At 71.7% G+C, this 21,483-nt stretch carries 23 protein-coding genes; 8 read left to right on the forward strand and 15 right to left on the reverse strand.

Annotated elements, in window-relative coordinates; genetic code table 11:
* Positions 1-3 precede the first annotated feature (3 nt).
* Positions 4-1,368 carry an amidohydrolase gene (locus AB5J49_RS11950; protein ID WP_369168565.1) on the reverse strand — a complete coding sequence of 455 codons (1,365 nt, stop codon included), beginning with the start codon at positions 1,366-1,368 and terminating at the stop codon, positions 4-6.
* Between the two features lie 153 nt (positions 1,369-1,521).
* Between AB5J49_RS11950 and AB5J49_RS11955 the strand changes: the two genes are divergently transcribed.
* On the forward strand, positions 1,522-2,475 hold the full coding sequence (locus tag AB5J49_RS11955; RefSeq protein ID WP_369168566.1) for an endonuclease/exonuclease/phosphatase family protein: 954 nt from the start codon (positions 1,522-1,524) through the stop codon (positions 2,473-2,475).
* A gap of 36 nt (positions 2,476-2,511) precedes the next feature.
* On the opposite strand, the gene AB5J49_RS11960 is transcribed toward AB5J49_RS11955, so the two are convergent.
* The 4 genes from AB5J49_RS11960 to AB5J49_RS11975 form a co-directional block, all read right to left on the reverse strand.
* Entirely contained in the window at positions 2,512-4,467 is a 1,956-nt protein-coding gene (locus tag AB5J49_RS11960) for an FUSC family protein (protein WP_369168567.1), read from the reverse strand.
* A gap of 190 nt (positions 4,468-4,657) precedes the next feature.
* On the reverse strand, positions 4,658-5,434 hold the full coding sequence (locus AB5J49_RS11965) for a nucleotidyltransferase domain-containing protein (protein ID WP_369168568.1): 777 nt from the start codon (positions 5,432-5,434) through the stop codon (positions 4,658-4,660).
* 690 nt (positions 5,435-6,124) lie between these two features.
* Complete coding sequence (locus tag AB5J49_RS11970; RefSeq protein ID WP_369168569.1) at positions 6,125-7,093, reverse strand: hypothetical protein; 969 nt, start codon at positions 7,091-7,093, stop codon at positions 6,125-6,127.
* Positions 7,018-7,410 carry a toll/interleukin-1 receptor domain-containing protein gene (locus AB5J49_RS11975; protein ID WP_369168570.1) on the reverse strand — a complete coding sequence of 131 codons (393 nt, stop codon included), beginning with the start codon at positions 7,408-7,410 and terminating at the stop codon, positions 7,018-7,020. The genes AB5J49_RS11970 and AB5J49_RS11975 overlap by 76 nt, the downstream gene beginning before the upstream one ends.
* A 16-nt stretch (positions 7,411-7,426) precedes the next feature.
* On the opposite strand from AB5J49_RS11975, the gene AB5J49_RS11980 reads away from it, so the two are divergent.
* The 3 genes from AB5J49_RS11980 (at position 7,427) to AB5J49_RS11990 (ending at position 9,145) form a co-directional block, all read left to right on the forward strand.
* Complete coding sequence (locus tag AB5J49_RS11980) at positions 7,427-8,119, forward strand: hypothetical protein (protein ID WP_369168571.1); 693 nt, start codon at positions 7,427-7,429, stop codon at positions 8,117-8,119.
* 154 nt (positions 8,120-8,273) lie between these two features.
* Entirely contained in the window at positions 8,274-8,690 is a 417-nt protein-coding gene (locus AB5J49_RS11985; RefSeq protein ID WP_369168572.1) for a RidA family protein, read from the forward strand.
* A complete protein-coding gene (locus AB5J49_RS11990; RefSeq protein ID WP_369168573.1) occupies positions 8,687-9,145 on the forward strand; it encodes a GNAT family N-acetyltransferase in 459 nt (152 codons plus the stop codon). The genes AB5J49_RS11985 and AB5J49_RS11990 overlap by 4 nt, the downstream gene beginning before the upstream one ends.
* Here AB5J49_RS11990 and AB5J49_RS11995 read toward each other — a convergent pair whose 3' ends face one another.
* Together AB5J49_RS11995 and AB5J49_RS12000 are read right to left on the reverse strand one after the other, a co-directional pair.
* Positions 9,146-9,865 carry an aspartate/glutamate racemase family protein gene (locus AB5J49_RS11995; protein WP_369168574.1) on the reverse strand — a complete coding sequence of 240 codons (720 nt, stop codon included), beginning with the start codon at positions 9,863-9,865 and terminating at the stop codon, positions 9,146-9,148.
* Between the two features lie 5 nt (positions 9,866-9,870).
* Positions 9,871-11,361, reverse strand: a complete 1,491-nt coding sequence (locus AB5J49_RS12000) for an NCS1 family nucleobase:cation symporter-1 (protein WP_369168575.1) — start codon at positions 11,359-11,361, stop codon at positions 9,871-9,873.
* Positions 11,362-11,553: 192 nt separating this feature from the next.
* On the opposite strand from AB5J49_RS12000, the gene AB5J49_RS12005 reads away from it, so the two are divergent.
* A complete protein-coding gene (locus AB5J49_RS12005) occupies positions 11,554-12,228 on the forward strand; it encodes a GntR family transcriptional regulator (RefSeq protein WP_369168576.1) in 675 nt (224 codons plus the stop codon).
* A 31-nt stretch (positions 12,229-12,259) separates the two neighbouring features.
* Here AB5J49_RS12005 and pip read toward each other — a convergent pair whose 3' ends face one another.
* Positions 12,260-13,222 (reverse strand): prolyl aminopeptidase, encoded by a 963-nt coding sequence (pip, locus tag AB5J49_RS12010; protein WP_369168577.1) that lies wholly within the window; start codon positions 13,220-13,222, stop codon positions 12,260-12,262.
* Between the two features lie 60 nt (positions 13,223-13,282).
* Positions 13,283-13,996 carry a uracil-DNA glycosylase gene (locus AB5J49_RS12015; RefSeq protein WP_369168578.1) on the reverse strand — a complete coding sequence of 238 codons (714 nt, stop codon included), beginning with the start codon at positions 13,994-13,996 and terminating at the stop codon, positions 13,283-13,285.
* Between the two features lie 50 nt (positions 13,997-14,046).
* Here AB5J49_RS12015 and AB5J49_RS12020 point away from each other — a divergent pair, with 50 nt between their 5' ends.
* On the forward strand, positions 14,047-14,577 hold the full coding sequence (locus AB5J49_RS12020; RefSeq protein WP_369168579.1) for an RNA-binding S4 domain-containing protein: 531 nt from the start codon (positions 14,047-14,049) through the stop codon (positions 14,575-14,577).
* 63 nt (positions 14,578-14,640) lie between these two features.
* On the opposite strand, the gene AB5J49_RS12025 is transcribed toward AB5J49_RS12020, so the two are convergent.
* Positions 14,641-15,096, reverse strand: coding sequence for a DoxX family protein (locus tag AB5J49_RS12025; RefSeq protein WP_369168580.1), 456 nt, complete (start codon positions 15,094-15,096; stop codon positions 14,641-14,643).
* A 103-nt stretch (positions 15,097-15,199) separates the two neighbouring features.
* On the reverse strand, positions 15,200-16,111 hold the full coding sequence (locus tag AB5J49_RS12030; protein ID WP_369168581.1) for an acyltransferase domain-containing protein: 912 nt from the start codon (positions 16,109-16,111) through the stop codon (positions 15,200-15,202).
* 55 nt (positions 16,112-16,166) lie between these two features.
* Here AB5J49_RS12030 and AB5J49_RS12035 point away from each other — a divergent pair, with 55 nt between their 5' ends.
* The gene (locus AB5J49_RS12035) at positions 16,167-16,466 is read left to right on the forward strand and encodes a DUF6343 family protein (RefSeq protein ID WP_369175108.1); all 300 of its coding nucleotides are present in this window, start codon (positions 16,167-16,169) and stop codon (positions 16,464-16,466) included.
* A 34-nt stretch (positions 16,467-16,500) separates the two neighbouring features.
* Here the strand turns inward: AB5J49_RS12035 and AB5J49_RS12040 are convergent, their stop codons facing one another.
* The 4 genes from AB5J49_RS12040 to rpsA all read right to left on the reverse strand — a co-directional run bounded on the left by AB5J49_RS12040 (position 16,501) and on the right by rpsA (position 20,231).
* Entirely contained in the window at positions 16,501-16,881 is a 381-nt protein-coding gene (locus AB5J49_RS12040) for a tetratricopeptide repeat protein (protein WP_369168582.1), read from the reverse strand.
* A 71-nt stretch (positions 16,882-16,952) separates the two neighbouring features.
* Positions 16,953-17,567, reverse strand: coding sequence for a dephospho-CoA kinase (gene coaE / locus AB5J49_RS12045; protein WP_369168583.1), 615 nt, complete (start codon positions 17,565-17,567; stop codon positions 16,953-16,955).
* 80 nt (positions 17,568-17,647) lie between these two features.
* Positions 17,648-18,586 carry a PAC2 family protein gene (locus tag AB5J49_RS12050; RefSeq protein ID WP_369168584.1) on the reverse strand — a complete coding sequence of 313 codons (939 nt, stop codon included), beginning with the start codon at positions 18,584-18,586 and terminating at the stop codon, positions 17,648-17,650.
* A gap of 151 nt (positions 18,587-18,737) precedes the next feature.
* On the reverse strand, positions 18,738-20,231 hold the full coding sequence (rpsA, locus tag AB5J49_RS12055) for a 30S ribosomal protein S1 (protein ID WP_369168585.1): 1,494 nt from the start codon (positions 20,229-20,231) through the stop codon (positions 18,738-18,740).
* Positions 20,232-20,607: 376 nt separating this feature from the next.
* Here rpsA and AB5J49_RS12060 point away from each other — a divergent pair, with 376 nt between their 5' ends.
* Positions 20,608-21,483 carry a class I SAM-dependent methyltransferase gene (locus tag AB5J49_RS12060; protein ID WP_369175109.1) on the forward strand — a complete coding sequence of 292 codons (876 nt, stop codon included), beginning with the start codon at positions 20,608-20,610 and terminating at the stop codon, positions 21,481-21,483.

Consider the following 21,483-nt stretch of genomic DNA (forward strand, 5'->3'; position numbering starts at 1 on the left):
AGCCTAGGTGTCGTATTCCTGGATGCGCTTGCCGTGGCTCCGGTCCAGGAGCGCGGGCATTCGCTCCCCCAACTCCCTTACCACCGTCGGCACATCGATGGTCAATAGCTCCCGGTCGCGCATCAGGACCCGCCCGTCGACGATGGTCGTGCGGACGTCGCAGGAGCGGGCGCTGTGCACGAGGGTGGCGGCGAGGTCGTGGACGGGCTGGGTGTGCGGGCCGGTGAGGTCGACCAGGATGATGTCGGCGCGCCGGCCGGGTGCGATGCTGCCGACCGCGTCACCGAGTCCGACCGCGCGGGCGCTCTGCAGGGTGGCGTGGTGCAGGGCCTGACGGGCGGTCAGCCAGCGCGGATCGCCGGTGGTCGACTTCTGGATGAGGGCGGTGAGCGCCATCGACTCCCATACGTCGAGGGAGTTGTTGGAGGCGGCGCCGTCCGTGGCGAGGCCGACGGGGATGCCGATGTCGTGCAGGGCGCGGACGGGTGTCGTGGTGGGCCAGGCGAACTTCAGGTAGCCGCGGGGAGCGGTGGCGACGGCCGTATGCCCGGAGGCACTCCCCAGGACCGGCAGGTCGCGGTCGAGGATGCCCGTGCCGTGCGCGATGAGGACGTCGACGTCGAGGATTCCGGTGCGCTGCAGGACCTCGATGGGGGTGACCCCGTGGCGGGCGAGGCTGGTTTCGGCCTGGTCGCGGTTCTCGGAGGCGTGGAGGTGGACGGGGAGGCCGTGCTCGCGGGCGAGTTCGGCGGTGGCGGCCAGGTCGGCGTCGTCGACGGTGTAGGGGGCGTGCGGGGCGAGGGCGGTGGTGATACGGCCGTCGGCGCCGCCGCGCTGCCGCAGCGCGAACTCCAGCGACCTCTCCCGGCCTTGCGGACCCTGGGAGGAGAAGTAGGCCTCGCCGAGGTGGGCTCGGATCCCGCACTCGGTCACGACGGCGGCGACGGCGTCCATCGAGAAGTAGTGGTCGGCGAAGCAGGTGACGCCGCCGCGGATCATCTCGGCGCAGGCGAGCCGCGCCCCCAACTCCACGTCCCGCTCGGTGAGGTTGGACTCGACGGGCCAGACGACGTCGTTGAACCACTCCTCGGTGGGCAGGTCCTCGGCGACACCGCGCAGGGCGACCATCGGGGCGTGGGTGTGGCAGTTGACGAGGCCCGGGAGGGCGACCTGGCCGGGCGCGTCGAGGCGCTCGACGGCGGGTCGGTCACGCACGGCGTCGGCGGTCGTGACAGCCTCGACGACTCCGCCTCGTACGACGATCGCGGCGTCCTCCTCGAACCCGATCCGCTCCTGATCGTCGTGCACGAGGACGGTGCAGCCGGTGATGACGAGGTCGGCGGGAGCTTCTGCGGGAGAAGGCGTCATCACGCCAACGTACGACGCGGTCGTCGGGTCGCGTGAGATGAACCGCGCATCCGGTCACGGGGCTGTCGCACGGACCTGACGCACGGGCACGCTGGCCTCACCACGGCCCACGGCGACGGCTTGACGGCCCACGGCTTCTGGAAGGAGCCCGGCATGCTCCTCGGCACCTGGAACCTGGAGAACCTCTACCGGCCCGGCGGCGCGTTCGGCCCCAAGGACAAGGCCACGTACGAGACGAAGCTCGCCGCGCTGGCCGCGACCGTCACGGAGCTCGACCCGGCGCTGCTCGCCGTACAGGAGGTCGGGGAGCCGGATGCCCTGCGGGACCTGGTCGGGATGCTGGCGGGCGACTGGCACGTGGCGCTCTCCGAGCACGCGGACGGGCGGGGCATCCGGGTCGGTTTCGTCAGTCGTACGCCGCTGGAGGTGCTGCACGACACGAACGCGTTCCCGGCGAAGCTGCTCCCGGTGCAGGCGGCCGACGGCGGTGTACCGGTGTCGGAGGCGGGCCGGGGTTTCCTCGCCGTACAGACGGAGACCGGCGCCGGGCCGCTGCGGGTGGCCGTGGCCCACCTGAAGTCGAAGCTCCTGACGTATCCCGGCGATCGTTTCTTCCCCCGCGACGAGGGCGAACGGGCCCGCTACGGCGCCTACGCCCTCTACCGGCGGGCGGCGGAGGCGACGGCGCTGCGCGCGCTGGCGGACGTCCTGCTGGCCGGTGAAGGACGCCGGAGTGACGTGGCCGTCCTCGGCGACCTCAACGACGAGGTGCAGGCGGCGACGACGCAGATCCTGCTGGGCCCGCCCGGCTCGGAGATCGGCACGTCCGGTTTCAGGACGGCCGACAAGGGCGACGCCGGCCGCCTGTGGAACGTGGCGCCGCTCATCCCCGTCGAGCAGCGGTTCTCGCGGGTGAACTCCGGGCGGCGTGAGCTGATCGACCACATACTGTGCAGCCACCGTCTGGTCCACCGGGTGACGGCGGCGGGGACGGGGGCGCCGGGGGCCGGTGCGCGGGAGCTGCCGTCGGTCGGGGCGGATCCGAAGGAGCGGCGGGGCGAGGCGGGGTCGGATCACGCGCCGGTGTGGGTTCGGGTCGGGGACTGAGGGGTCCGGGACAGGGTGCGGGCCGCCGCGCCCATGTCAGCCGGCGAGCAGCGGCACGTCGGGGGCCGCGGGGCCCCGTAGCCCGACCCGGTCGCGCTCGTGCGCGAGCTCTTCCAGCAACTCGGCGAGATGGGCGGTGTGCCAGGGGGTGAGCCGACCCGAGTCGTGGAGGTGCACGGCGCACGCGGTGGTCGTGTCGACGAGCTGCTCGAGGGTGGCGACGATTTCGTCCGCGCCCTCCGTGTGCCGAGCGAGCGCGGGGAGTTCCGCGGCGGCGAGAGCGATGGCGGCCCGCGCCTCGGCGAGCGCACGGTAGGCCTCGCGGCGGAGGGTCCAGCGCAGGGCACGGTCACCGGAGCGGACCGGGTCACGGCCGTCGGGCACGTCATGGGGATCGGGCTGGAGCGCGGGACGGGCGTCGGAGTCACGCAGCACATGCGCGAGGTAGGCATGCGCCGCCCGGTTGGCCGCGGCGAGGCGTGCCCGCACTCCCCCGCCCCGCTGCCCCGGCATCGGCAGATGCCCCACGACCAGCACGATCGCGCAGGCCAGCAACGTCTCCCCGATCCGGCTCGCGGAAGCCTGCGGCTCGCCGCCCACCATCACCAGGGCGAGCACGAGAACGGTCACGACGGCGGTCTGGGCGGCGAAGTGCCGAGTGGCCACGGGAATGAGGGCGCCGCTGAGAGCCACGAGCGCGATGAGCCCCTCCGGCCGGGGCAGCACGGCCGCGAACCCGGCGAAGAGGAGAGCGCCCAGCACGGTGCCGACTGCCCGGGACAGCACGCGGGACGCGAGCGGCCCGAGGTCGGGCTTGACGAGGAACACGGCGGTGGCGGGCAGCCAGTACCAATGCTCGTGCTGCCCGTACCACTGGGCGTGGTGCAGGGCCTGGGCGATGGCGGCACTGGCCCCGAAGCACAGGGCGACGCGCAGCCCGTACTCCCTGCCCCCGGCCCCGAACACGGCTCGGCGGAGGTCCTTTGCCGTACGACGCCGGGTGTGCAGGTCGTCGCTGTTGCCCTCGCCCCGGTCGAAGGCATCGGCGGCATGCAGCAGGGCGTCGTCGAGGGCGCGCAGGGCGGGCGCGGACCGGGTGGGCGCGGGGAGGGGGCCGGTGTGCGTGTTGCCGCGTACGGCGGCGGCGAGGCGGCGGGGCCCTTCGCAGGCCCGGGCGGGCACTGGTTCCCCGGCCCAGGCGAGCGCGGTGGCGGCCTCGGCGAGGGGAAGGGCAGCCGCGTACTGTGCGTGCAGCCGCCGCTCGGCGGACGAGGAGGCGTACCGCCGCAGCCGGGGCCCGGTGAGGGCGTCCTGCGCGTGATCGAGAGCGGCGGTGAGCGCGACGCGCCGGGCGGTGGCCCGCTCGGTGCCCGCGGCGTCGAGGAGCTCGCCGACGGCGTCGTACACGGCGGCGACGGCGTCCCGCTCCCCGTCGAACCGGTAGTCGCCGGCGAGGGAACCGGGCGTGGGAAGCGCGAGCCGCAACGCGAGCAGCCACACGGCACCGGCGAGATAGGCGAGGGCCCGCTGCCACCCGGCCTCCGGCAACGGCATCCCGGCCCCGATGGCGGAGGCGACGAGCAACTGCGTACCGGCGCCGGAGGCGACGGGTCCGACGGCACTGATGCCGCCGGCGAAGAGCCCGAGGCCCGTGAGGAGAAGCGTGAGCGGGACGGCACCGATGTGCTCCCCGGCGTACGTCCCGACGAACAGCCCGGCCGCCCCTGCCAGCGCGGGCACCCCGAGCCGCTTGACGGAGACACGGCGGCTGCCGGGGCGGTCGTTGATGCCGGCGAGCATGGCCGCGATCGCGGCTACGACGCCGAGGGAGACACGGTCGGCGAGGACCGCGGCGAGAAGCAGGGGCCCGGCGGCCAACGCCCCTCGCACGACCGCACTCCAGGGAACGGGTCCGCGCTGGGTGCGGAGGGCGTGGGCGAGCCAGGGCGGAAGGGCGAGGACCGGGGCTGCACGGCGTGCGGGGCGGGACACGGGGCTCCTGTCGGGGCGAGGGCGGGGGTGTGCCTTCGGGCGACGGTGGCCGGGCTTGAGGCTGTGGTGTCCACGGTAGGGCGGGCTCTTGGAGGGGATGGGACGGTGACGTTTCGGGGATGTGACGATACGTGGAAACGCCACGTTCTTTATGAACGCAACTACGGGAAGGGAAGCACGCGGGCTGCCCTCAGCCCATGGCCCGCGCGAACAACGCCTCCGCCTCCGCGACCGCCTCGCCCAACCAGTCCGCGTCCGGGTCCGGGTCCGGGTCCAGAGACCCGATGACGCCGTCGACGCTCCGCACCCCCGCCCGCTCCAGCAACTGCTTCTCGTTCGTCACCCACTCCCCCCGCCCCGCCAACACCGCGTGCCCGGTCTGCACGGCAGCCGTGGCGATGGCCCCCGCGACCTCGGTGAGGCGGCCCGCCGGGGCGTGGTTGGCCTTCGCATAGCCGAGGGTGGCCAGGGCCGTGCCGTACCAGCGCTCGCTCGCCGTGTGGCGCAGCTTCTGCGGATAGCCGGCCGGTCGCGGCAGCGCACCCCGCAGCACCTGGTTGATCGCCAGCTCCGCGACGACCAGGTAGCTCGGAATGCCCGCGAGATGGAACAGCAACGGCTCCACCCGGAACCGCCCCTCCTCCGCCTCCGCCAACTCCCTCTCCACCACGTCGAGATCGCGGTAATGGACGTCGACGCGCCGTCCGTCGATCGTCAGCCACGCACCCCCGTTGAAGACACCGCCACCCCAGCCGCCGACCTCCGACACCTCGCCCTCCCAGCCGACCGCGCGCAGGTCCGCGGGATCGAAGGCGCCCCGGTAGTAGATCGCCAGGTCCCAGTCGCTGTCGGGCCTGTGGGTGCCCTGGGCTCGGGAGCCGCCGAGGGCGACGGCCCGGACGGTGGGGAGGGCGGCGAGGCGGTCGGCGGTGGTGTCGAGGAAGGCGGGGTCGGTGAGGGAGGGCATGCGCGCAGCGTACGTAGCCCTGCCGCCGCGCCTCCAGGCAATTACGCCCGTCGGCCTCACCCCGTCGCCGCCACCCCGAAGTCCGCCCCGGAGATGCCGCCCAGCCCTTCCGCGATCCGCACCAACGGCTCGCGCAGGGCGGCCAGTTCGGCCCTCATCGCGTCCGCCTGCGGCCACGCCGCCTCATGGTCGAGCGGAGCCACGTCCACCGGGCCTCGTACGCGGCGAGACGTGGGTGCCAGGTGCTGGTGAACGGCCGAATCGTCTCGTTGATCAGGGCGTACGCGAGGCTCCGGACCGTCGGCGCGCCGGTTGCCGAGCCGCGCTCCAGGCTCACGCTGTACGTGTGCAGCGTCGCGCGCGTGAAGTCGATCAGCGACTTCAGGGAGGTGACCGCCTCCCGCAGGCTCCCCGTCCCCGGCGCCAGCTCCTGCACCCCGATCCGGGTGACCAGCTCGACCTGGATGTCGTAGGCCGCCATCCGTTCCGACTCGCTGGGCGCTGGCATGGGTGCCTCCCTCCGGGTACCGGGGAAGGCCAGCGTAACCGGGTCACGCGCGTCGCGGCGGCCGCACAGGGTGCGCAGGGCGGCACGGCGGAGGGCCTCCGTGCGGGCGGGGGCCGGGTCGTGGTGGTGCCAGGCGTGCTGGGTCACGGGGTGCAGGGACCGGCGTTCGTCGGCTGCGGGGGTCAGCAGGCTGCGGGCGCGCAGTTCGCGGACGCCGCTGGCCGCGCGGCGGAGGGCGACGATCCGGGGGACGCGGTCGGCGGCGGCGAGGACGTGTGCCGCGTCGTCGGTGGTGAGGGGCAGCGGGTGGAGGGCGGCGGCGCAGCGCAGGACGTCGGCGGCGTCCGTGGTGTCCACGTCCCGTACGACGGCGCCGGTGACGTCTTCGTCGGCGAGGGTGTCGAGGAGGGAGCGGCCCCGGGCGTGCAGCCGGTCGTAGAGCGCGCCCGGGTGGTGGCCGGCCCGGACCGCACGGCCCAGCAGTCCCAGCGCGAGGGGATGGCCGTCGACGGCGTCGGCGAGCGCCTCGTCGCCCCCGGCCCCACGCGCGCGTGGGGAGGATCGAGCGGCCCCAGGTCGACCGGGGTGCCGAGCGTGTCGTAGGCGCGGCTGCGCAGGGTGAACAGGGTGTGGCCGAGGGGGTGCGGTGCCGACATCGCTGCGATGTCGCGGGCGGGGAGCCGGTCGGCGGGGGCGGCGTCGACGATCCACAGGAACGGTGCGTCGATGGCGTCGAAGTGAGCGAAGAGGCCACCTGCGCCTGCGCCGAGGGCGCGCACCGAATCCTCGTACGCCTCCCCGTCCACCCAGCACACGCCGCCGGGGTACGCCGCCTCGAAGCGCAGGGCGTACTCCTGGGCCAGCAGGGTCTTGCCGATGCCCGCCATGCCGCGGATCTGCACGGCGTGCGCGGCGGCGCGGCCGGTGACGAGCGGTGCGGCGTGGGCGTGCAGGGCGGAGTGCACCTGCCAGAGCTCCAGGAGGCGGCCCAGGAAGTCGGGGCGCGGCTGCGGGGTGCCCAGCAGCCAGTGCCGTACGCCGGGTTCCGCGAGCGTCATCGGGCCGTCGAGGCGGGTCACGTGCGCGCGTACGTCGGCCACGAGGGCGGGGAGGTCGTCGGGCGCGGCGTGTCTGGCGTCACGCAGTTCCACGGGCTGGATGTGGTCCGCCGTCCGCTCCGGGTTGACCACCATGACCCGGCGCCGCGATCGCCCTCCCCAAGTCCCGCCAGATAGGCGGTGGTCAGCTCCCACTGGCAGGCCTCGCGCTCGGGGTAGCCGGTGGAGTAGAACGCCAGCAGTGCCTTGGAACGGCCCAGTTCGCGCCGGATGGTGGCGCTGATGCCGGCGAAGGACTCGACCCCGGTCTCGTCCGTGAACACGTCGAGCCCGCCGTCGCGCAGCGCCCGCGCGAGGGGACGGACCCGCTCCACGTCACCGCGGCTGTAGCTGAGGAAGACGTCCCACACGGCGACTTACCCTACTGTGGGTACCGGGGAGGGCGATCATGGGACACAGGCAGCGCGGCGACGCCGACCGAGCGGTCCGTCGCAGATCACGGCCAAGCTGACGATTCCGTTCGTCGGCGAGATATCCGGCACCTGGGAGCCGGCCGACGCGGAACGCAGCGCGGCCTGGGAGCTGTACCTGGAGCTGGTCACGCGCGTGTCGGTCGAGGAGCTGGACCCCGACGAGGGCTTCCTGCGCGAGGCGCTCTCCTCCCTCTACACCTTCTTCAACACCACTCGCGAGATCCTCCGCCGCTACGGCCCGGACGTCGCCCCGCCCCTCGCCCCGGGGCATGTGAGCTTCGGCGTCCTCGCCGTCACCGTCCTCAACCGCGTGCTGCGTCCGCTCCTCGCGCAGTGGCATCCCCGCCTGACCGCGTACGAGTCCCAGCGGCCGGCGGGGCGCGATCCCGTGGTCCACGAACGCGAGTGGGAGCACGCGGAGAGCCTGCGCCGCGAGATCGCTGCCGTACGGGAGACGCTGGTGTGGCTGGCGCGGACCTTGCAGGAGGTGGCGAACGTCAGCGACCTGATCGACCTTCCGGCGCCCCGGGCTCCCAGGCCCCCGGAAGGGGGCACCCTCCCCCGCCGGTCGGAGGAGCCCCTGACGGTCCGGGCAGTTGAGGTTGAGAACGTCCTCAACCGAGGGCTGATCGGACTGGCGGCCTGAGGCCTCTCTCCCCTCCCCGCCCCGGGATCGGCGCTCGCCGCACGGCGGTCCACCGAAATTCGGATGCGCGCGCGAGTCAGGGCTCGGATGATCGGCGAGTTGCCCGCTCAAGCAGGACGACTCCCGAGCACCCTCAGAAAGCCCCAGGAGCCCCATGATCCAGCGCGTCACCGCCCCCACCCTCTTCCCACCCCCCACCTACTCCCACGCCTCCGTCGTCGAGGCCGGCACAAAGCTCGCCTTCCTCGCCGGATCCGTGCCGCTCGACGCCGACGGGAACCTCGTCGGCGAAGGCGACCCCGTACGGCAGGCCGAGCAGGTGATCGCCAACCTCGAGGAGCAACTGCGCGCGGTCGGCAGCGACTTGGGGCATGTGCTGTCGAGCGACGTGTACGTCGTGAGCAGCGAGACGGCGGTGCTGTCCGCCGTGTGGGAGGTCGTGGAGGCGTCGGAGCTGAGCGCCGGTCCTCACTCGTCGACGCTGCTCGGGGTTGCCTGCCTCGGATACACGGGGCAGCTGGTGGAGATCACGGCCACGGCCGTCGTTCCGCAGGAGGGGACACAGTCATGAGCCGTGTCGCCCTCCGCCGCGCCACCGCGACCGACGCGGGTGCCGCCGCCGACGTGTGGCTGCGGTCCTTCGCCGCCGCCCTGCCGACGGTCGTCCGACCGCACTCCGACGACGACGTGCGGACGTACTTCCGGGAGGTGCTGGTATTGCTGCGGGAGACCTGGGTCGCCGAGGCCGCCGACCGTGTCGTCGGTGTCATGGTGCTCGACGGCGACCAGCTCTCCCAGCTCTATCTCGACCCCGACTGGCGCGGCCTCGGCATCGGCAACCGTTTCGTCGACCTCGCCAAGCGACGCAGGCCGGACGGACTGTCCCTGTGGACCTTCCAGGTCAACCAGCCCGCCCACCGCTTCTACGAGCGGCACGGCTTCGTCGCCGTCGAGCGCACGGACGGCAGCGGGAACGAGGAGCAGGAGCCGGACGTGCGGTACGTCTGGCGTCCCGGCCCTCGGTGATCACTGCCGCGTCCGCCCCCAGTCCCGCCGCTTCGGCAACGGCTTCGCATAGCTCCCGGCCCGGCTCGTCGTCAGCCCCAACGTCACCAGCGACTCGGCGAGTTTGACCGCCGCCCCCACCCCGTCGACCACCGGAACCCCCAGCTTCTCCCCCACGGTCCGCTGCAACCCGGTCATCCCCGCGCACCCCAGCACCAGGACCTCGGCACCCGCGTCCCGCGCCCGTTCGGCAGCCGCCAGGAAGGCGGACTCCGTGCGCTCGCCGTCCTCCAGCTCCAGCACCCCGAGCCCCGTACCGATCACGGCGACGCAGTTGCGGCCCACCCCGGCCGTCTCGAGGCTGTCCTCGATCTGCCCGCACGAGCGCTCCAGCGTGGTCACCACGCCGTACCGCCGCCCGAGCAGGCAGGCCAGATGCGCGGCCGCCTCGGTGATGTCGACGACGGGTACGTCCACCAGCTCCCGGACGCCCTCCCGTCCGTGCTCCCCGAAGCCGGCCATGACGACCGCGTCGTACTCGGGGCCCTGGTACGTCCGCAGCGCGTCCATCACCGCCGCCGCCGAGAGGTAGCTGTCGAGCCACCCCTCCGCCGACTCCGGCCCCCACGCGGGGGTCAGGCCGAGCACGGTGGTGCCCGGGCCTGCCGCGGCCCGGGCACCTCGTACGATCTCCTCGGTCATCTCCTGCGTGGTGTTGCAGTTGGTGACGACGATCCGCACGTCCGTCAGACCTCCTGCGTCTTCAGCTCGGCATCGGTCTCGGTGGCGGTGGCGGACTCGGCGCGCTCATCGCGGCACAGCACCAGGTACAGCCCGGCTCCCATCGCCGTCCCGATGAACCACGAGTACGGCGCCACATCGCTGAACGTCTTCACCAGCGCCAGCACCGCCGCGATGCCCGCCGCCGGCAGGAACGCCCACAGCGCCTTGGGGTTGACGCCGTTGCGGTAGTAGTAGCGCGAGCCGGGCTCGGCGGAGAACAGCTCGTTCACGCCCACGCGACCGCGCTTGACCAGGTAGTAGTCGACCATGATCACGCCGAACAGCGGGCCGAGGAAGGCGCCGAGGCCGCCCAGGAAGTAGTTCACGACCGTCGGGTTCGAGAAGAGGTTCCAAGGGGTCACGACTAGCGCCGCGACCGTGCTGATCATGCCGCCGACCTTGAAGGTGATCTTCTGCGGCCAGACGTTGGCCAGGTCGTACGCCGGTGAGACGAAGTTGGCGACGATGTTGACGCCCATGGTGGCGATGGCGAACGTCAGGGCGGCCAGGACCAGGATCCAGGTGTTGCCGACCTTGGCCACGAGCTCCGCCGGATCCGTGATGGCCTCGCCGAACACCTCCAGCGAACCGGCCGTGACGATCACCGAGACGACCACGAACGCCGTCGAGTTGATGGGCAGGCCCCAGAAGTTGCCGCGCTTGACGGTCGGGTAGTCCGGCGCGAAGCGCGAGAAGTCGCAGAAGTTGAGCATCAGCGTGCCGTACGTGGCGAGGATCAGGCCGATCGCGCCGAACCACTGCCGCCACTGCTCGCCGACGGAGACCGGGTGCGGGGTGCTCGTGAGCGAGATCGTCCAGCCGGCCTTGGCGAAGATCCAGACGGCCAGCGCGATCATCACCACCCAGATCGCCGGACCACAGAAGTCCTGGAACTTCCGCACCGACTCCATGCCCTGGCTGATGATCAACGCCTGGATGAGCCAGAGGGAGAGGAAGGAGACCCAGCCGAGCGCGTGCAGGCCCAGGAAGGAGCTGTGCGTCCAGGACTCCAGGCCGGGCCAGGCGGCCAGCAGCATCACGTTGACGGCGACGGACGCGAGGTAGGTCTGGATGCCGTACCACATGATGGCGATCACGGCCCTGATCAGCGCCGGGATGTTGGCGCCCCAGACACCGAAGCTGATGCGGCTGACGACGGGGAACGGGACGCCGTGGCGCTGGCCGATCTTCCCCATCCAGTTCATGCCGATGTAGATGAGCACGAAGCCGACGAGCAGGGAGGTGAAGACCTGCCACACGTTCATGCCGAGGACCAGCAGGCCGGCCGCGAACGTGTAGTTGCCGAGGTTGTGGACGTCGGACATCCACAGGGCGAAGAGGTCGAAGACCTTCCAGTTGCGCTTGCCGGCGGGCGCGAGGTCTTCGTTGGTGAGCCTGGGATCGGGGACGAACGCTGGTGTGCCGGTGACTTCGGCACGGTCGGCGAGGGACACGGGGCCTCCAGGAGCCAGGGGACGGAGGACTGCTTGTGGAGGGGGGTTGCTTGGGGGACTGCTTGGGACTGCCTGCGGGGGGGGCGTTTGGTATACCAAACTGCGCACATAGTCCTCCCGTCAACAGTTCTGACCGATGTCGCTCTTGTTAACGCTCCGTAAAACACACCCCGAGTCGGCCAAAATGGCCCCATGAGCTCCACGACGAAGATCGAACCCATCGGCGCGGTACGGGAACGCGTCCTGGCGACCCTGCGGCAGGACATCATCGTGGGCCGCCTCCGGCCCGGCGACCGTCTCGTCGAGCGGGAGCTGGCCGAGCGCCTCGGGGTGTCGCGGGTGCCGGTCCGCGAGGCGATCCGGGCCCTGGTCACCGAGGGCTTCGTCCACTTCGAGTCGGCACGCCGTACGGTCGTGCGCCGGCTGACCCCGGCCGACGTCAAGGAGCTCTTCGAGCTGCGCGAGGCCTTGGAGGTGTACGCGGCGGGACTGGCCGCGTCCCGTGCGATACCGCAGGACCTGGCCGAGGTCGAGCAGCTCCTCGACCAGGCGGCCACCGCGACCGAGGCGGGCGACGCGGATGCCATCACGGACATCAACAGCCGGCTGCACGACCGCATCGTGGCCATGGCGGGCAACCAACTGCTGATCGAGGCCCTGGAGCCGGTCGCCGGCCGGCTGCGCTGGATGACCCGAAGGAACGAGGAATGGCCCCAACTCCTGGTGGAGCACCGGGAGTTGTACGATGCGATCGCCTCCGGAGACCCGAACCGCGCCCGCGCCCACGCACTCACCCACGTGCAGACCAACTACCGCTCGACGGTACGGCAGCTGTTCGGTGAGGGGGCGGCCGAGGAACTGCCGTAGGGCCGGTCAGGCGGGACTTTGCGGACACGACCTAGCGCCCCGCGTACCCGTCCGTCGCCGCCACCAGCGCCTCCGCCACCCCCGGCGCCCCGGCGTCATGCCCCACCTCGTCGATCACCACGAGCTCGCTCCCGGGCCAGGCGTGGTGGAGCCGCCACACGGTGCCGAGCAGGTTCCCGAAATCGAGGCCGCCCTGCACCAGGGTGCCCGGGATGCCCTTCAGCACAGGGGCGTCCCGCAGGACGACACCCTCGTCGTTGCCCGCGCCCAGGAAGTGGCCGTTGCCCCAGTAGTGCGTCACGGTCCGGGCGAAGCCCATCCGGAACCGCGGATCCTCGAACCGCTCCACCGAGCCCGGCGGCGCGGGGATCGTCGCCGTCTCCCAGTCGGTCCAGGCCCGCGCCGCCCGCTCCCGTACGGCAGGGTCGGGCGACTCGATCATCCGGTTGTACGCGGCGGCGAGGTCGCCGTCCCGCTCCCCGGCCGGCAGCTCCCCCACGAACCGTTCGAACGCCTCCGGGAAGATCCGCCCCAACCCCCTGGTCAACAGGGCGACTTCGGCGTTCGACCCGGTCGCGACCCCCGTCAGCACGATCTCGGACACGACGCCCGGATGCGTCTGCGCGTACCGCAGCCCCAGCACCGAGCCCCACGACACGCCCCACACGAGCCACCGCGCGATCCCCAGATGCCGCCGCAGCAGCTCCAGATCGGCGATGACATGAGCCGTCGTGTTGACGCTCATGTCCGTGTCGTACGCACTCGCATGCGGCGTCGAACGCCCGCACCCACGCTGGTCGAGCAGCACGATCCGGTAGGCGGCGGGATCGAACACCCGCCGGAAGTACGGGGTACGGCCGGAGCCCGGCCCGCCGTGCAGGACCAGCGCCGGCTTGCCGCGCGGGTTCCCGCAGGCCTCCCAGTGGACGCGGTTGCCGTCACCGACGTCGAGCATGCCGTGGCCGTACGGTTCGATCTCCGGATAGAGAGGCATCCAGGCACCGTAACGCCCCTGCGGCCGTGCGGTCGCCTCATGTGGGAGCGGCCGCTCGCATCATGTGAGGGACGCCGCTCGCGCCGCGGTACGCAGCACCTCCCGCAGCATCGCGGGCGTCAGCCTGCCGGTGAAGGTGTTGCGCTGACTGACGTGGAAGCACCCGAAGAGTTCGAGCCCGTCGGCGCCGTCGAAACCGTCATGCCCGTCGAGCGCGACCCGCGCCCCGTGCGCGAAGGCGGGCCGCGGCCGGGGCACGCTCCATCCCGCCTCCGCCAGCGCGGGCAGCGTCGCCTGCCAGCCGAAGGCGCCCAGTACGACGACCGCGCGCACCGTCGGCCGCAGCAGCCTCAGCTCCCGCACGAGCCAGGCCCGGCAGGTCTCCCGCTCCCCCGGAGTGGGTTTGTTCGCGGGCGGGGCGCAGCGCACGGGCGCGGTGACGCGTACGCCGTACAGCTCCAGGCCGTCACCGACGGCGACCGACGTGGGCTGCGAGGCGAGGCCCACGTCGTACAGCGCCTGGTACAGCACGTCCCCCGAGCGGTCCCCGGTGAACATCCGGCCGGTGCGGTTGCCGCCGTGCGCCGCCGGGGCGAGCCCGACGATCAGCAGCCGGGCGTCCGGCGGGCCGAAGCCGGGCACCGGGCGGCCCCAGTACGTCTGGTCGGCGAAGGCGGCGCGCTTGGTGCGGGCCACCTCCTCACGCCAGTCGACCAGCCGCGGGCAGGCCCGGCAGCCCGCGATCCGCGCGTCCAGATCAGCGAGGGCATCCACGACTCCACCGTAAAGCCGTCACCGCCCCGTACGGGGACTAAGGTCGAGGCATGGCTTGCGAGGACGACGAGGAGAAGAGCGGCGGCACGACCGACGGACAGCCGGACGCGACGCACGCGGAGCCGGCCGTCGACCCGAAGATCGCCGCCGCCGTGGCCGCCGCCGAGGCCGCCGGCCCGCAGAGCGGCGAGCCCGTGCGCATCGACAGCTGGATCTGGGCCGTACGCCTGGTCAAGACCCGCTCCCTGGGCGCCGCCGCCTGCAAGGGCGGGCACGTGCGCGTGAACGGCCAGAACGTGAAGCCCGCCCACTCGCTGCGCGTCGGCGACGAGGTGCGCGTGCGGCAGGAGAACCGGGAGCGGATCGTCATCGTCAAGCGGCTCATCCGCAAGCGGGTCGGCCCCCCGGTGGCGGTCCAGTGCTACGTCGACAACTCGCCCCCTCCCCCGCCGCGCGAGGCCGTCGCCCCGGCCGGCATCCGCGACCGCGGCACGGGCCGGCCGACCAAGCGGGACCGCCGCGAGATGGAACGGCTGCGCGGGGTCATGGGCGGCGGAGCGGAACGGCCGCGCGGACAGTGACCTACGGCGGTGGCGTCCGGTGGGGCCTTCAAGGCTCGCACCGGACGCCACCGCCGTCCTACGTCACGCCCGTCGTCGCAGCAGCCGCAGCAGCTCTGCGTTGGAGTCGCGCCGCGCCCACGCGATCAGGGCGAACGGCACGATCAGGATGAGCGGTGTCGCGGCGTACTGCCCGTCGAAGGCGGCGATCTGGACGACGAAGGCGCCCACCATCAGTCCGATGAACGCCATGGCCGCGACCGACTGCAGCACCGGGATCAACAGCGCGACGGCTCCGGCGAGTTCGAGGGCACCGATGGTGTACATGCCCGCGCTTCCCCAGCCGAGCTCGTCGAACATGTCTGCCGCGGAGGAGTGCGCGACCAGCTTGGGCACGGCGCTCGCGATGCCCATGAAGAGCGCGAGCAGCACCTGCAGGCCGCGCAGGGCGATACGGGCCCGGCGGCCGCGGGCGGTCGTGGACTCGGCGACCGGGGTCCCGGCGGAGGCGGACGTGACGGGGACGGAGCTCTCGGACATGGGGTTCTCCTGTGTGAAGCGGTGGTCCGTGGTGCTGTCACAGAGGTAGACCGGGGGACGCCGCGGAACTCATCGCCGTAGGAACCGGATTACCGACGGAATCTCACCCACTCCCGCCGAACGCCAGCCACCCGTGCCCGATGTACCAGTGACCGCCCGCCCGCAGGTGGTCCCCGACGGCACGCTCCACCACCGTGCGGCGCGGCAGGCTCTCGACCGGCAACTCCGGGTCGCCGAAGACGAATTGGACGGGCTCGGTGTCGGCCGGCTCGGTGTCCTCGCGGGCGACGCTGAAGCGCTCCTGGAACCGGACGATGTTGGCGTCCCCGGGAAGGTACTTCCTGAGCTGCGGGTCCAGCAGCCAGGAGTGGCAGGTCGCTGTCCGGTACCGCTCGTCGGGAAAGTGGCGGGCGAAGAACTCCCGGGCCAGAGCCAGGGACCGGTCGACGGCGGCCGGGGACAGCGGCCCTTGGAAGTCGGGGATGTGCAGGGTGAGGCAGCGCGAGTGCGGACCCGCGTCGAGCCCGGCCGCCGCGAGCCGCGTCCCCGTCCGCTGCCCGAGCCGCGCCCGCTCGAACTGCAAGCGCCCCAGCTGGTACAGCTCGCCGCGGAAGTGATGGGTGAGCCACCAGGGAGCCTGCACGCCTACCCGGCCGTACCGCCTGCGGTACACGGCCATGTTCCGCCCGAGGTCGGCGAGGGTGCGCCGGGACACGTCGGCCGGGATGCCGCGCTCGCGGTGGTACGCGCGGGTGTACGGCAGCGCGGCGACGAAGACGTACACCGGGAAGCAGCGCTGCAGGGCGCCGGAGGCCCAGTCGAGGTCGGGCAGGTCGACCGGGCGGCCGACCTCACCCATCCCCTCGACGAGCTCGCCGACGGACCGCTCCAGGATCTGCCGCAGCTCGGGGTCGTCCGTCACCCGCCGGCGCATGCGTACGAGGCCGTTGACGTCCTCGTGGGGTACGCCGAGGTCGAGCAGCACTTCGGCCAGTTCATCGGTGTGCGGCAGCACGAGGCCCCCTGCGAGGAGTACGAGGAGTACGTTTCAAGGAGGAGTCGTGATCCCGATGCGTACGGGCAGTGAGCCGACGACGGCGCGCAGTGCACTGCGGGCCCGCTTCTGGCTGTGCGTGTGGGGCCTTGTCTGGGCGATCTTCGGTACCGCCGCGTTCTCGCTCGCGGGCCGTCCCGGCTGGGCGGCGGCCTGCGGGGTGCTGTGGCTGGTGGTCACGGTCGACATGGCCATGGTCCTCAGGCACATCCGCCAGGGCCCGCACTACCAGCCGGGCCGCGACATCCCGCCGTACCGCCCGCCCGAGAACCGCTCCTACCGGCCGCGCCCGCCGGACGACAACCGCCACCCCTAGTCGCACCGGCGGATCCGCCGCCCCCGGTCGCCGCTCACGCGTCGAACCGTGCTGCCTTGAGGTAATCCGGGTTCGGATCGAGCGCGGCCGCCAGCCGGAAGTGGCGTTTGGCCTGGTCGGGCCGCCCCTGGCGTTCGTAGGTGCGAGCGAGCGCGAAGTGCGCGAACGCGTTGTCCGGCTCGCGCTCCAGGACGATGGTGAACTCCAGCTCGGCGGGCCGCAGTTGCGCGGCGGCGAAGAAGGCACGCGCACGCAGCAGCCGGGCGGCGGTGTTCTCCGGGTGCACGGCGATGACCCCGTCGAGCAGCTTCACCGCGCCCCGCGGGTCCCGCGCGGCGAGCAGCTGCTCGGCGGCACGGAAGTCGATGACATGCGTCTCCGGAGTACGTCCGGTCGAACCGCTGGTCTCGGGCACGGCAAAGTCCTTCCCTCACTGGAGGAGTTCAACGCGCGATGGACGTGCCCCTATTCCTGCGACGACCGGCGCTACCGGTCCCCCTGGGCCCCGTGGGCCCGGCGCACGAGTTCGGCCCAGACGTCCTTCACCCGCCGCTGAAGCTCTTCCAGCGGTACGTCGTTGTCGATCACGATGTCCGCGATCTCCCGGCGCTTCTCACGCGTCGACTGCGCGGCCATCCGCGCGCGTGCGTCCTCCTCGGTCATGCCGCGCAGCCTGACGAGCCGGTCGAGCTGGGTCTCGGGGCCGGCGTCGACGACGACCACGACGTCGTACAGCGGCGCCAGGCCGTTCTCCGTGAGGAGCGGAACGTCATGGATGACGACGGCGTCCTCGGCGGCGGCCTCTTCGAGCTCGCGGGAGCGGGCACCGACGAGGGGGTGCACGATCGAGTTCAGTACGGCGAGCCTGTCGGGGTCGGCGAAGACGATCGAGCCCAGCTTGGGCCGGTCCAGGCTGCCGTCCTCGGTGAGCACGTCCTCACCGAACGCCTCCACGACGGCGGCGAGGCCGGGTGTGCCGGGCGCGACGACCTCGCGCGCGATGCGGTCCGCGTCGATCAGCACGGCCCCGCACTCGACGAGCAGCCGCGACACCTCGCTCTTACCGGCTCCGATGCCCCCGGTCAGGCCCACCTTCAGCATGACGGGAAGCTTAGGCCCTGCCACCGACAACGCACCCGGCAGGACCAGCGGCCGCGGCCCTGGGGCCTGTCCGACCGCCCCTAGTTGTCGCCCTCCCGCTCCGCCAGGAACCGCTCGAACTCCCGCCCGATCTCGTCGGCCGACGGGATGTCCACGGGCTCGGCGAGCATGTTGCCGCGGGTCTCGGCCCCGGCGATCGCGTCGTACTGGTGCTCCAGGCCCTCGACGAGGTTGGTGAGCTCCTCGTCGCCCTCGCGGATCTGGCGGTCGATCTCGTTCTGCGTGCGGTGGGCCTCCGTGCGCAGGGAGTGCGCGATGCCCGGCAGGACCAGTCCGGTCGCCGCCGTGACGGCCTCCAGTACGGTCAGGGCCGCGTCCGGGTACGCGGAGCGGGCGATGTAGTGCGGGACGTGCGCGGCGACGCCCAGGACCTCGTGTCCGGCCTCCATGAGCCGGTACTCGATCAGGGCTTCGGCGCTGCCGGGCACCTGCGCCTCGTCGAAGGGGCTGCGGTGGCCCGGGACGAGGTCGATGCGGTTGCCGTGCGGGGTGACGCCGACCGGGCGGGTGTGCGGGACGCCCATCGGGATGCCGTGGAAGTTCACCGACAGGCGTACCCCGAGCCGCTCCACGATCTGCTGGACGGCCGCGGCGAAGCGCTCCCACTCCACGTCCGGCTCAGGCCCGGACAGCAGCAGGAAGGGCGCCCCGGTGGCGTCCTGCACGAGCCGCACCTCGATGGCGGGCACCTCGTACGCGGCCCAGCGGTCGCGCTTGAACGTCAGCAGCGGACGGCGGGCCCGGTAGTCCACCAGCCGGTCGTGGTCGAAGCGGGCGACGAGCTGGTGGGGCAGCGACTCCAGGAGCCCGTCGACGATCTGGTCGCCGGTCTCACCCGCGTCGATGTATCCGTCGAAGTGGTAGAGCATGACAAGGCCGGCCGACTCCTGTGCGAGCGCCATGTCGACGACAGCCAGGCCCTTCGGCTCCCATGCGTACAAACCCTGCGGATCAAGCACTGTGACCGCTCCTCCTCGTGTCCGTACGTCACAACGCCCTTACGGGCGTGGGCATTCCCGGAGGAGGGAATCGTGATCTTGAGAGCAAGGCTGAGGGGCCGCACCTCGAAAGGTACGGCCCCTCAGTCAGGAGCTACTGCTCAGTGAGCGTTCAGCTCTGGCCGCCCGCGAGCTTCTCGCGGAGCGCGGCCAGCGCCTCGTCCGAGGCCAGCGCGCCGGAGTTGTCCGGGCCCTCGGAGGAGTACGAGCCGCCACCGGACGCGGCCGGAGCCGCAGCCTCGCCGCCCTCGGCCGCAGCAGCGGCGTCGGCCTCGCGGGACTTGATGACCTGCTGCTGGTGCTGCTCGAAGCGGGTCTGCGCCTCGGCGTACTGGTTCTCCCACACCTCACGCTGGGATTCGTAGCCCTCGAGCCAGTCGTTGGTCTCGGGGTCGAAGCCCTCGGGGTAGATGTAGTTGCCCTGGTCGTCGTACGACGCGGCCATGCCGTACAGCGTCGGGTCGAACTCGACCGACGCCGGGTCGGCACCGAAGGCCTCGTTGGCCTGCTTCAGCGAGAGGCTGATGCGGCGGCGCTCGAGGTCGATGTCGATGACCTTGACGAAGATCTCGTCGTTGACCTGGACGACCTGCTCCGGGATCTCCACGTGGCGCTCGGCCAGCTCGGAGATGTGGACCAGACCCTCGATGCCCTCGTCCACGCGGACGAACGCACCGAACGGAACCAGCTTGGTGACCTTACCCGGGACGACCTGACCGATCTGGTGGGTCCGGGCGAACTGCTGCCACGGGTCTTCCTGCGTCGCCTTCAGCGACAGGGAGACACGCTCGCGGTCCATGTCGACGTCGAGAACCTCGACGGTGACTTCCTGGCCGACCTCGACAACCTCGGAGGGGTGGTCGATGTGCTTCCAGGAGAGCTCGGAGACGTGCACGAGACCGTCGACGCCACCCAGGTCCACGAAGGCACCGAAGTTGACGATCGAGGAGACGACACCGGAGCGGACCTGACCCTTCTGCAGGGTCGTGAGGAACGTCTGGCGGACCTCGGACTGGGTCTGCTCGAGCCAGGCGCGGCGGGACAGGACCACGTTGTTGCGGTTCTTGTCCAGCTCGATGATCTTCGCCTCGAGCTCCTTGCCCACGTAGGGCTGGAGGTCGCGGACACGGCGCATCTCGACGAGGGAAGCCGGCAGGAAGCCACGGAGGCCGATGTCGAGGATGAGACCACCCTTGACGACCTCGATGACGGTACCGGTGACGATGCCGTCCTCTTCCTTGATCTTCTCGATGGTGCCCCAGGCGCGCTCGTACTGGGCGCGCTTCTTCGAGAGGATCAGGCGGCCTTCCTTGTCCTCCTTCTGGAGAACAAGGGCTTCGATCTCGTCGCCGACCTTGACGACCTCGTTCGGGTCGACGTCGTGCTTGATCGAGAGCTCGCGGCTCGGGATGACACCTTCGGTCTTGTAACCGATGTCGAGCAGGACCTCGTCCCGGTCGACCTTCACGATGACGCCGTCGACGATGTCGCCGTCGTTGAAGTACTTGATCGTCTCGTCGATCGCGGCGAGGAAGGCTTCCTCGTTACCGATGTCGTTGACCGCTACCTGCGGGGTGGTAGTGGTGGTCTCGGTGCTGCTCGTCATGTGGGAAAGGGCTCCGGTACGGACAGTGAGTCGTAGGTACTGCTACGCCGGGAGCCCGTATCGCTCTGAAGAAGCCGGACAGCCAAGGAAGCACCTCACCAACACTGGTGATGGCGCCTCGAAAACCGAGGGGACATACAACAGATGCGAGCGCAGCCTGCTACGTCTGAGGTGCGCAGGCCCGCAGCGCAACTTGTAGCATACGGGGGCAGCCGGGCAGGGTCAATGCGCGAAGCCGCACACCCGGGGCGGATCGCCGCATACCCGGCACAAAACCTGTCTCTTGAGGCCACGCAGGCCTTGGAGCGCCTCTTGCGTGACACCACCGGGAGGGGCCGCGCCATTCAGGTGACGGAAGAGTACGACGAGGGAGCCCATCATCCAAGAGCCCGTATCGCCCGAGATCGCGTCCGACGCCTCCGCCGAAGCGGAGGCCACCCGGCGCGACGCCGGCACCACGGAGAGTTCCCGCGCCAACCGGGGCTGGTGGGACCGCAACGCGGACGAGTACCAGATCGAGCACGGCACGTTCCTCGGTGACGACCGCTTCGTATGGGGCCCCGAGGGCCTGGACGAGGTGGAGGCCGAGCTACTCGGCCCGCCGGAGGACCTCAAGGGCAAGGAAGTCCTGGAGATCGGCGCCGGCGCGGCCCAGTGCTCGCGCTGGCTGACCGCGCAGGGGGCCCGCCCGGTCGCTCTGGACATCTCCCACCGCCAGCTCCAGCACGCCCTGCGCATCGGGGGCGCGTTCCCCCTGGTCTGCGCCGACGCGGGCGCCCTCCCCTTCGCCGACGCCTCCTTCGACCTGGCGTGCTCGGCGTACGGCGCGCTGCCCTTCGTCGCCGACCCGGTGCTGGTGCTGCGGGAGGTGCGGCGGGTGCTGCGGCCGGGCGGACGCTTCGTCTTCTCCGTGACCCACCCCATCCGCTGGGCCTTCCCGGACGAGCCCGGCCCGGAGGGCCTGTCCGTCTCGGCCTCGTACTTCGACCGCACGCCGTACGTGGAACAGGACGACGAGGGCCGCGCGGTGTACGTCGAGCACCACCGCACGGTCGGTGACCGGGTGCGGGACGTCGTGGCCGCGGGGTTCCGGCTGGTGGACCTGGTCGAGCCGGAGTGGCCGGCGTGGAACAACTCGGAGTGGGGCGGCTGGTCGCCGCTGCGCGGGAACCTGATCCCGGGGACGGCGATCTTCGTGTGTGAGCGAAGCGAGATGGGGGCACCCCCGGCCGGAGGCTGGGGGAGAGACTGA

It is taken from the genome of Streptomyces sp. R28, assembly GCF_041052385.1.
Lineage (GTDB): Bacteria > Actinomycetota > Actinomycetes > Streptomycetales > Streptomycetaceae > Streptomyces.